The organism is Chromobacterium sp. LK11, from assembly GCF_001043705.1.
Taxonomy (GTDB): domain Bacteria; phylum Pseudomonadota; class Gammaproteobacteria; order Burkholderiales; family Chromobacteriaceae; genus Chromobacterium; species Chromobacterium alkanivorans.
In genome coordinates this window covers 41,489-50,375 of record NZ_LDUR01000044.1, presented here as the reverse complement: position 1 = coordinate 50,375, position 8,887 = coordinate 41,489, and the positions used below count along the sequence as shown (strand labels likewise).

The following is an 8,887-nucleotide window of genomic DNA, read 5'->3' as shown; positions in this document are numbered from 1 at the left end:
GGTACATGAGCATTTCGAAGCGGGTTTCAACGCCCTTGTCCAACTATCCCGCCGACGCGCAGCAGATCGTAAACAGCTTCTTAACTCCGCCCTCTGACGGGGCGGTGGATACAAGCTATTGTGCCAGACGGATTCAGGGCCTGGCCGCCAGATCGTCGCGCTTCAGCGCCAGCATCATCGCCGCGATCCACGGCAGGATCAGCCAACCACCCAGAATGTTCAACGCCGCCACCAGCTTCAGCCGCGGGCTGCCCACCAGCGCCGCGGTCAAGGTGGGCACCAGATAGGCGCCGCCCAGGGCCAGCGCGTTGCCCAGATACATCGCCCATTGCTGCCATTGCGGCTCGCCGCTGTAGGCGCCGTATGCCCACAGCGCCAAGGCCGCGGCCAGCACCGTGAAGAACAGCTTGCGCGCCATCGTCAGTATTTTCATCTTTTTTCCGTTCCCGCCGCGGCGGAACATGCCGCCACAATGAAATGCCAAGCTTAATCAGGCTTGCGCCAATATGGCAAAAGCAATTGCATAAATCAGACAGTTTGCGCCACATTTTTACCAAACAGCGCAAGATTGATATGCATCAGGCAAGCATGGGATTCCCATTTCAACTAATGCGAACCATCTGCCTACAATCTACTTGCCCTCACCGCCAAACCGCCGCGCGCCTAGCGCGCGGCCACCATGAGCCGTCTCGAACCGCGACGGACCGCTCAGAGAAGAGGAATGCATCATGACGCCGCGCCCTACCCTGCTTGCCCTGGCCACCGCCCTTGCGCTGGCCGCCCCGCTCGCCGACGCCTGCTCATCGCTGATCGTCGGCAAACAGGCCTCCGCCGATGGCTCCGTCATCATCGCCCGCAACGAGGATTATTACATCAATAACTGGAACAAGCGCCTGGTGCTGCACCCGGCGCGCGCGGCGGCCAAGGATGAAACGCTGAGCTTCAAGAACGGCCTGAAAGTGCCGGCGCCCAAGCAGTTTTACCGCTACAGCGGCCTGATGGACTGGAACGGCGACAGCGCAGGCGGCGACGGGTTGTACGAGGAACGCGGCGTCAATGAATTCAATGTGGCGGTATCCGCCACCAATAGCGCGGAAATCAACGCCCGCGCCAAAAAGGCGGACCCGCTGCTGGACAGCGGCGTGGTGGAGGCGGTGATCCCCTCGCTGATCCTGCCGCAGGCCAAGACCGCGCGCGAAGGCGTAGAACTGCTGGGGCGCTATCTGAGCCAATACGGCGCCGGCGAAGGCAACGGCGTGCTGATCGCCGATCCGAACGAAGCCTGGTATATGGAAATCGGTTCCGGCCACCACTGGCTGGCCTATCGCGTGCCGCAGGACAGCTATTTGATGGTGGCCAACGGACTGCGCCTGCACGACATCGACCTCGCCGACCGCGCCAATGTGATCGCCAGCCCCGGCCTGGCCGAGTTCGCGGCCAAACACCAGCTGCTGCCCAAGGTGGACGCCAAGCGCTTCAACTTCGCCCAGGCCTTCGGCGTCGTCGGCGACAAATACAATGTGGACCGCGAATGGCTGGGCCAGCAGCTGCTGAACCCGGCGCTGCGCCAAGCCACGCGGCAGGCGCAATACCCGCTGACGCTGAAGCCTGAGCGCAAGATCGCGGTGGCCGATGTGGCCAAGGTGCTGCGCGCCACCTTCCACGGCACCGCGCTGGCCAAGTTGAAGGACGCGGACCGGCCGATGGGGGTGGACCGCACCATAGAAACCCACGTCATCCAGCTGCGCGCCGGCCTGCCCAAGGAATTGGCGGCGCTGACCTGGCAATCCTTCGGCAGCCCGGCCGGCGCGGTGCTGGTGCCGATGTACGAAAACGCGATGAAGGACATCCCCGCGCCGCTGCGCGCCGGCGCGGCCGCTTACGAGAACGGCTCCGCCTACTGGGCCTTCCGCGCCAACGCCACGCTGGCCCAAGCTAAGCCGGAGAAATACCTGCCGGTGCTGGCGCAATGGCAGGCGCGGCTGGAGCGGCAGTTCCAGAGCCAGCAGCCGGCGGTGGACGCGATGCTGGCCAGCCTCTACGCCAGCCAGCCGCAAACCGCCATCGGCTTCGCCGGCCAGTGGAGCGGCGGCAATATGCTGAGCGCGGTGCAATCGGCCCGCGACGTTTACGCCGGCCTGTTGACCGATCTGACCAAGGCCAGCGAGAAGAAGTACAGCCCGGAGGAGCTGGAAAAAATCAAAAACCTATAAGCGTCTAAGAACGTGTTTACGATCTCGCGAGCTAAGGCGAGACAAGGCGAAAACGGCTGAGAAAGCGGAATGTACAAGTGGTACATGAGCATTTCGAAGCAGTTTTTACGCCGTATCGCCAACACGCAGCAGATCGTAAACAGGTGCTAACAGCCAGGAGCGGCACCGGCAAGCCCGGCCGCTCCTGCCAGCCCGGGCGTGTTATCTTTATGACATTCCCCTCGCCCGGCTGGCTGCGCCATGACCCTCCACATCGACACCGATCCCGCGCGGCTGGACCGCGAACGCGTCTACCGCTACCTGTCGGAGCAGTCCTACTGGGCGCGCCAATTGCCGCGCGACATCTTCGAGCGCTCGCTCGCCCATTCGCTGTGCTTCGGCGCCTACGCCGCCGACGGCGAACAGATAGGCTTCGCCCGCGTGATCACCGACTACGCCACCTTCGGCTACCTGGCCGACGTGTTCGTGGTCGAAGCCTGGCGCGGCCAAGGCGTGTCCAAGCAAATGATGGCGGCGATCGACGCCCACCCCGGCCTGCAGAACCTGCGCCGCATGCTGCTGGCCACCGCCGACGCCCATGGCCTGTACGCGCAGTTCGGCTTTGGCGCGTTGTCGCGGCCGGAACGGCTGATGGAGCGGCTGGACGCCGAAGTCTACCAGCGGCTGGCGACGGACGCCGGAAACGCGGCATGAGCGTACATAAACAGTTCTGGGCCGATCCCTACCAGACCGAGCTGCTCGCTGCGGTGACACGCGCGGACGGCGCGCAGATCTGGCTGGACGCCACCATCTTCTACGCCTTCTCCGGCGGCCAGGAAAGCGACGCCGGCAGCATAGGCGGCCTTCCGGTGCTGCGCGCGGAGAAACAGGGCTTGGACATCGCCTACACCCTGCCGGACGGCCATGGCCTGAGCGCCGACGACGCGGTGACGGTGGCGATAGACTGGCCGCGCCGCTACCGGCTGATGCGCTTGCACTTCGCCGCGGAGCTGGTGCTGGAAACCATTTGCCGCGAACTGCCCGACGCGGTAAAGATAGGCGCCCACATCGCCGAGGATAAGGCGCGCATCGATTTTGCGTTGGCCCGGCCCATCACCCCGCTGCTACCCGCCATCGCCGCCAAGGCGCAGGCGCTGATAGACGCCGATCTCGCCATCGTCAGCGCCTATTCCGACGAAGCAAACCAGCGCCGCTACTGGGAGCTGCCCGGCCTCTACCGCGTGCCCTGCGGCGGCACCCATTTGCGCCGCAGCGGCGAAGTGGGAGAACTGCGGCTCAAGCGCAAGAACGTGGGCCAGGGCAAGGAAAGGGTGGAGATTACACTGGCGCGGCCATAAGAACCTGTTCAAAGTCTGCTGCGCTTCGGCGATACGGCGTTGAAAACAAGCTCAAAATGCTCATGTACCACATGTACATTCCGCTTTTTCGCTCGTTTTCGCCTTGTCTCGCCCTTGCTCGCGAGACTTTGAACAGGCTCTAAGAAAAACCCGCGCGGGATAGCCCGGCGCGGGTGGTTTCACGTGAAACGGCGGTCTGCAAACGCTCAGGCAGGCTGCTTCGGCCAGTCCGCCTCTGCCAACTGCGGCCACGCGGCCAGCTGCGGCAAGCGCGACAGCTCAACGCAGTAACGCTTCCACGCTGTCAGCAAGCCCTGCTCCTGCGCCGTCGCCAGACCCAGTTCCTGCGCATCCTCCAAAGGCCGGCGCTGCGCGTAGGCAATCGCCAAACGCTGCTGCAAATCCTGCTGCGCCTGCGCCGTCAACGCCGCGCGCTGCGCGTCGGCATCCACTTTCCAAGTTTTCTTGTTCCACACCGCAAAGGGCGGCGGTTCCAGTTCGGTGGCCTGCAAGCTGTCCAGCGTATCGCCGATTTGCGCCGTCACCAGCTGCGCACTGGCCTTGCTCCACAACTTGAGCGCGCGGAAATCCACCACCAGCAGCCAGCCGCCGTCGCGGTAGACCGCCGCTTGCCTGTCCCCCGCCTGCGGCGGTTGCTGCTCGGTCGCGTTGGCCGGAACCAGCCAGGTTTCCTCAATATCCAGCGGCGACAGGTCCGCCGTGGTGGTGCCCAGATACTCGCCGGATTCCGGATGATAGGCGTAGACGGTTTTCTGTTTGCGTTCTTGCATGACGGTCTCCTTAGTATTTGATGCAGGCGAGCAGGGCTACGTTGCGGGGACGGGTTTCAACGCCAATGCCACTGTTTGCGCCCGTTACGAGAGTCATTTGATCAGATGACAACATCTCTCTGCCGTATGCCCAGGCGCCACCGCCCGAGCCAGGAGTAAGCGCCAATGCACCTCCATCGCTTGGGCGTATGATTGTGTGGACATGAGGCCCGACAGTCCCGGCCTGCGCACTCCCCAGCACACGGCCCGGATCAACACGGCCCTCATCATCCCACCCTCGCACAAACTCCCCGCGTAAATCCGGCAGCTTGAAGGTTGTTGAGCCATCCCCAGCGCCATAAGTGGTTCCGATCACGGCAAACAAGCCGGGATAAGTGCTGCGACTAGCCAGCGAGCCATCACACTTCAGCCAACCCGGCGGCGCGTAAGGCGTTGCGAAGTGACCTACCATGCCTGGTGCGCCGGACATGGTCAGCAGATTGGTGATAGGGCCGTCCTCGCACTGGGTCAGGTCCACGTAAAAACCACGAGACTTGACGCCGTCGTTGTTGAATACGCGAAACTGGTTGCCCCAGACATCGATATTCACGTCGCTGAGCTTGCTGTCGCTCTGCGGCGCTTGCAGTTGCAACTGGCCACCCTCCTTGCCGCCCTCGGCCAGGAAGCGGGAATTAGGTTGAAAATCCACCTTCCCGTTCATCTTGCCGCCGCTCAGCGGCAAGGCGTCGGTGATGCCGTAACCGGCCAGCGTGGTCGGCTTGCTGTTGCCGCCCCAGGCCAGCTTCTTCAACGCCTGCAGCAACTGGTCTTTGCGCGCCGGGTCGGCGCTCTGGCCGCTGTCGCGTATCACCGTCAGCAACTCGTCCTGGCTGGACTGGGCGGCGGACTGGACATTGTTCAGCCACTCCGAGGTCACCACCGTGCCCAACTCGCCGGTGTAAGGGTTGCCGTCGTGGAACAGACCGTCCGGGCTGTTGATCGGCTTCATGGTGTTTTGCATCGCGCTCTCGCTCCATTCAAGGGTGGGCCCGCTGGCCGAGCTGGCGGCGTGGGGCGGACTCCGGGCCGGGCGGGTGGTCCGGAAACCACCCTCTGACCTGCTTCGCTAGTGAATCAATACAGTGATTTTGCCGGGAAGCGACGCGCGTCAGCAGTGGACGGATGTCAGTAGCCTGGAGGCCTGCCCCAATGCAAAACGGCAGCCGAAGCCGCCGTTTTGCAGACACATAACCCTCAGTTTTAGACCGGCGCCGCAGGCCAATCCGTTTCAGCCAGTTGCGGCCACGCCGCCAACTGCGGCAGCCGCGACAGTTCAACGCAGTAGCGCTTCCACGCTGTCAGCAAGCCCTGCTCCTGCGCCGTAGCCAGCCCCAGTTCCTGCGCATCCTCCAAAGGCCGGCGCTGAGCGTAGGCAATCGCCAAGCGCTGCTGCAGCTCCTGCTGCGCCTGCGCTGTCAGCGCCGCGCGCTGCGCGTCGGCGTCCACTTTCCAGGCTTTCTTGTTCCACACCGCGAAGACCGGCGGCTCAAGCTCGGTGGCCTGTAGGCTGTCCGGCGTGTCGCCGATTTGCGCCGTCACCGGCTGCGCGCTGGCCTTGCTCCACAGCTTGAATGCGCGAAAATCCTCCGCCAGCAGCCAGCCGCCGTCGCGATAGACCGCCGCTTGCCTGTTCTCCGCCTGCGGCGGTTGCTGCTCGGTGGCGTTGGCCGGAATCAGCCAGGTTTCCTCAATATCCAGCGGCGACAGGTCCGCCATGGTGGTGCCCAAATACTCGCCGGTTTCCGAATGGTAGGCGTAGACGGTTTTCTGTTTGTGTTCTTGCATAACGGCCTCCTTAGTATTTGATGCAGGCGAGCAGGGCTAGGTTGCGAGGGCGGGTTTCAGAGCCTCCCGTCACACCGGTTACGTTAACCCTACCGGCATACTTGGTCGGGCTATATCCGGTGAAGTGAGTGCCTTGAATTAAGTCTCCTTGGCCTACGTCATTCACCAAAAAGCTCATCCCACTCCATTCCAGGCTAGGGTGTCTATGGGCCTCTACACTCCCTAATTGCGCGCCCCCAAATGAACGCCCGCCATCAACACCACGCTCTTCGCCCCACCCCCGCAAGAATTGACCATTTAAGTTCGGCAAATAAAACTTGCCGGAACTGGCATCCGTTCTATATCCCGCAGGTGCGCTAGGCGGCGAGAATACCGATGCGTAAAGATTTTTTTTGCTGACTTTCCAGTCCTGGTAATAGCCGGAAGAAGAACCGGACAGCCCAGGAGCGCAGCCGTCTACGCCAAACAAGAGGGTGTTATCCGCGATGAAAACCCGCCGAGTACTGGATAAGCTCCAGGTCAAAACGCCATCGACAAACAGGCGGTAATTTTGTCCGTCATAGCAAAAAGCGATGTGATACCAGCGCGCAGTGGAAAAAATGCCAGGAGTCCCAGCGGATGCCTCGACAATAAACCCAGGTTCAACGCCAGCCAACCATATCACCGGGGCCTTGCTCGCCTTATCCAAGCCAATCGTTATCTCCCCCCAGGTTTTGGATTGATTCATGGAGGCAATCCATGCCACCTGATAACCGTTGCTAGTGCCAGTGCCGGTGAAGTTTGGGAAATGCCATCCCTCGATGGTGAACTCATTGGGATTGAACGCCTCCGCCAGCGGCATGCTGGCGTAGCCGCCGATTTCCTGTGTCTTTAGGCTTTGCGTTCCAAACTTGGCCTGCTCCGTCGACATCCCTGCCCCGCCAAATGTCGATACCACAGAGCCCCAGGCGCAATCCGCCAACTTCTCAGCCTCGTCCAGACGCAACATCGCCTGCACATCGCCCTTGATCGGGGCGAAACGATGCCCAATGGAGTTGAAGAGCTCTGGATAAGTACTTTGCCAAACCTGGGTGCCGTTGGCCCGCAACCAGCCTTCGGGCGCTATCGGCATGGCAAAGTACGCGACTTCCCCCGCCGGGGCCGCAGCCTTAACCTGGCTCATGCTAGCCCCATCGGTAATTCCGTACCCCGCCAAGGTAGTCGGCTTGCTATTTCCGCCCCAGGCCATTTTCTTCACTGCTTGCAGCAATTGATCCTTGCGGCTGGCGTCCAATTCCTGGCCGCTGTCCTTGATCAAAGCGATCAACTCGTCCTGCGTGGCGGCAGTCGCTTGCTGCAGGCTGTTCAGCCAATCGGCGCTGACAATAGTGCCCAGCTCGCCAGTGGTGGGGTTGCCGTCATGAAACAGGCCGTCCGGGCTGTTGATCGGCTTCAAGGTGTTTTGCATCGCGCTCTCGCTCCTTAATGTGAGTCTGCCCATGAGCCGGGCCGGCGACATAGGCGGGGCACGGGCCATACCAGCCGTCATCAGACCGCCAGTTGACCCGCTTCGCTAGTAAATCGATACCCTCATTGTGCCGGGGAGCGACGCGCGTCAGCAGCGGACGGATGTCAGTGGCAAGCAGGCAAAAAAAAGGCAACCCCGCAGGATTGCCATGCTTGGAAACCAAGATTGTTTACGGTGCGATCGGCGCTTTGTGTACGTAACCGAGATGATTACCGGACAAGGCCGCAGGCAAGGCCAGCTGGAAGATCGAGTTATTCTCAGCATAAATATGGCTGATGCTGTAACCACGCCCCCATTCAGTCACCCCGGCCATATGCACCCAACCATCGCTTGGCGTGATGCGCTTATTCTCCATGGGCTTGCCATTGCGATACTGGCCGCAGTCGAAGTAAATAGAGCCGCTGATGCAACGCAGCCAGTTCATAAACGTAATCGGTCCTTCGGTTCCAACCCCATACGCCATCGCCATCGCCATATTCTTGCCATCAAACACTCCTGGCGAATAAGTCAATGCAGCACAACGCAACTCCGCGATGTGAAACTCAAAACCATAGCGCTTTTGTTCTCGCTCACGCACCAAGCTGTCCAACAAATCCAACACCGGTTGCGTCAGTTTCGGACCTGGGCCCTCATACGAGCCATTATCATGAATGAAACGCCCCACCGAGCTGGCGCTTTGGCTATATGAAACATTATGCATGGGCGTGGCAAACGGCGCGGTGATCTGATTGGTTCTCGCCTGCACAATGCCCTCGGGCGTGAACGGATCGAAAAAGCGACCACCGTCCGCCAACAGATTCCGCCGCGGCAACATGCCCACGGTGATGCCGTCCTGAATGCCGTAGCCCGCCAGGGTGCTGGCCTTGTTGGCCTTGACCGCCACTTCGGCCTTGGTGGCGCCGTCGCTAATGCCGTAGCCCGCCAGCGTGGTCGGTTTGCTGTCGCCGCCCCAGGCCATTTTTTTCACCGCCTGCAGCAATTGGTCCTTGCGGCCGGCGTCCAGCGTCTGGCCGCTGTCCTTGATCAGCGAGATCAACTCCTCCTGGGCTGAGCGCGTCGCCAGTTGCAGGTTGTTCAACCAGTCGGCGCTGACTATGGTGCCCAGTTCGCCGGTGGTGGGGTTGCCGTCGTGAAACAAGGTGTCCGGCGTGTTGATGGGCTTGAGTGCTTCTTGCATGGAATCGCCTCCCGCGGATAAGAAAATGCGAAAAGAAA

The 8,887-nt window shown here is 61.6% G+C and carries 9 protein-coding genes; 3 read left to right on the top strand and 6 right to left on the bottom strand.

All coding sequences use genetic code 11. The annotated features are described in order from the left end of the window. Nucleotides 1–133: 133 nt before the first annotated feature. Entirely contained in the window at nt 134–433 is a 300-nt protein-coding gene (locus VK98_RS21230; RefSeq protein WP_197083127.1) for a superinfection immunity protein, read from the bottom strand. Nucleotides 434–728: 295 nt separating this feature from the next. On the opposite strand from VK98_RS21230, the gene VK98_RS21225 reads away from it, so the two are divergent. The 3 genes from VK98_RS21225 to VK98_RS21215 all read left to right on the top strand — a co-directional run bounded on the left by VK98_RS21225 (nt 729) and on the right by VK98_RS21215 (nt 3,550). After that, the gene (locus VK98_RS21225; protein WP_048415931.1) at nt 729–2,213 is read left to right on the top strand and encodes a C69 family dipeptidase; all 1,485 of its coding nucleotides are present in this window, start codon (nt 729–731) and stop codon (nt 2,211–2,213) included. Nucleotides 2,214–2,453: 240 nt separating this feature from the next. Further along, nucleotides 2,454–2,906, top strand: a complete 453-nt coding sequence (locus VK98_RS21220; RefSeq protein ID WP_048415930.1) for a GNAT family N-acetyltransferase — start codon at nt 2,454–2,456, stop codon at nt 2,904–2,906. Further along, on the top strand, nt 2,903–3,550 hold the full coding sequence (locus VK98_RS21215) for an alanyl-tRNA editing protein (RefSeq protein ID WP_048415929.1): 648 nt from the start codon (nt 2,903–2,905) through the stop codon (nt 3,548–3,550). The genes VK98_RS21220 and VK98_RS21215 overlap by 4 nt, the downstream gene beginning before the upstream one ends. 206 nt (nt 3,551–3,756) lie before the next feature. Here the strand turns inward: VK98_RS21215 and VK98_RS21210 are convergent, their stop codons facing one another. From VK98_RS21210 to VK98_RS23000, 5 genes are all read right to left on the bottom strand, one after another. Continuing rightward, entirely contained in the window at nt 3,757–4,341 is a 585-nt protein-coding gene (locus tag VK98_RS21210) for a tail fiber assembly protein (protein WP_048415928.1), read from the bottom strand. Nucleotides 4,342–4,351: 10 nt separating this feature from the next. Next, a complete protein-coding gene (locus VK98_RS24310) occupies nt 4,352–5,341 on the bottom strand; it encodes a phage tail protein (protein ID WP_053077527.1) in 990 nt (329 codons plus the stop codon). Between the two features lie 239 nt (nt 5,342–5,580). Beyond that, nucleotides 5,581–6,165, bottom strand: coding sequence for a tail assembly chaperone (locus VK98_RS21195; RefSeq protein WP_048415926.1), 585 nt, complete (start codon nt 6,163–6,165; stop codon nt 5,581–5,583). Nucleotides 6,166–6,175: 10 nt separating this feature from the next. Next, nucleotides 6,176–7,612 (bottom strand): tail fiber protein, encoded by a 1,437-nt coding sequence (locus VK98_RS23005; protein WP_053077526.1) that lies wholly within the window; start codon nt 7,610–7,612, stop codon nt 6,176–6,178. Nucleotides 7,613–7,841: 229 nt separating this feature from the next. Further along, the gene (locus VK98_RS23000) at nt 7,842–8,849 is read right to left on the bottom strand and encodes a hypothetical protein (RefSeq protein WP_053077525.1); all 1,008 of its coding nucleotides are present in this window, start codon (nt 8,847–8,849) and stop codon (nt 7,842–7,844) included. Nucleotides 8,850–8,887: the final 38 nt, after the last annotated feature.

What these genes read in the sequence shown, in the direction of transcription:
- VK98_RS21230 (WP_197083127.1), bottom strand. Translation starts at nt 433, where the DNA reads ATGAAAATACTGACGATGGCGCGCAAGCTGTTCTTCACGGTGCTGGCC.
- VK98_RS21225 (WP_048415931.1), top strand. Translation starts at nt 729, where the DNA reads ATGACGCCGCGCCCTACCCTGCTTGCCCTGGCCACCGCCCTTGCGCTG.
- VK98_RS21220 (WP_048415930.1), top strand. Translation starts at nt 2,454, where the DNA reads ATGACCCTCCACATCGACACCGATCCCGCGCGGCTGGACCGCGAACGC.
- VK98_RS21215 (WP_048415929.1), top strand. Translation starts at nt 2,903, where the DNA reads ATGAGCGTACATAAACAGTTCTGGGCCGATCCCTACCAGACCGAGCTG.
- VK98_RS21210 (WP_048415928.1), bottom strand. Translation starts at nt 4,341, where the DNA reads ATGCAAGAACGCAAACAGAAAACCGTCTACGCCTATCATCCGGAATCC.
- VK98_RS24310 (WP_053077527.1), bottom strand. Translation starts at nt 5,341, where the DNA reads ATGCAAAACACCATGAAGCCGATCAACAGCCCGGACGGTCTGTTCCAC.
- VK98_RS21195 (WP_048415926.1), bottom strand. Translation starts at nt 6,165, where the DNA reads ATGCAAGAACACAAACAGAAAACCGTCTACGCCTACCATTCGGAAACC.
- VK98_RS23005 (WP_053077526.1), bottom strand. Translation starts at nt 7,612, where the DNA reads ATGCAAAACACCTTGAAGCCGATCAACAGCCCGGACGGCCTGTTTCAT.
- VK98_RS23000 (WP_053077525.1), bottom strand. Translation starts at nt 8,849, where the DNA reads ATGCAAGAAGCACTCAAGCCCATCAACACGCCGGACACCTTGTTTCAC.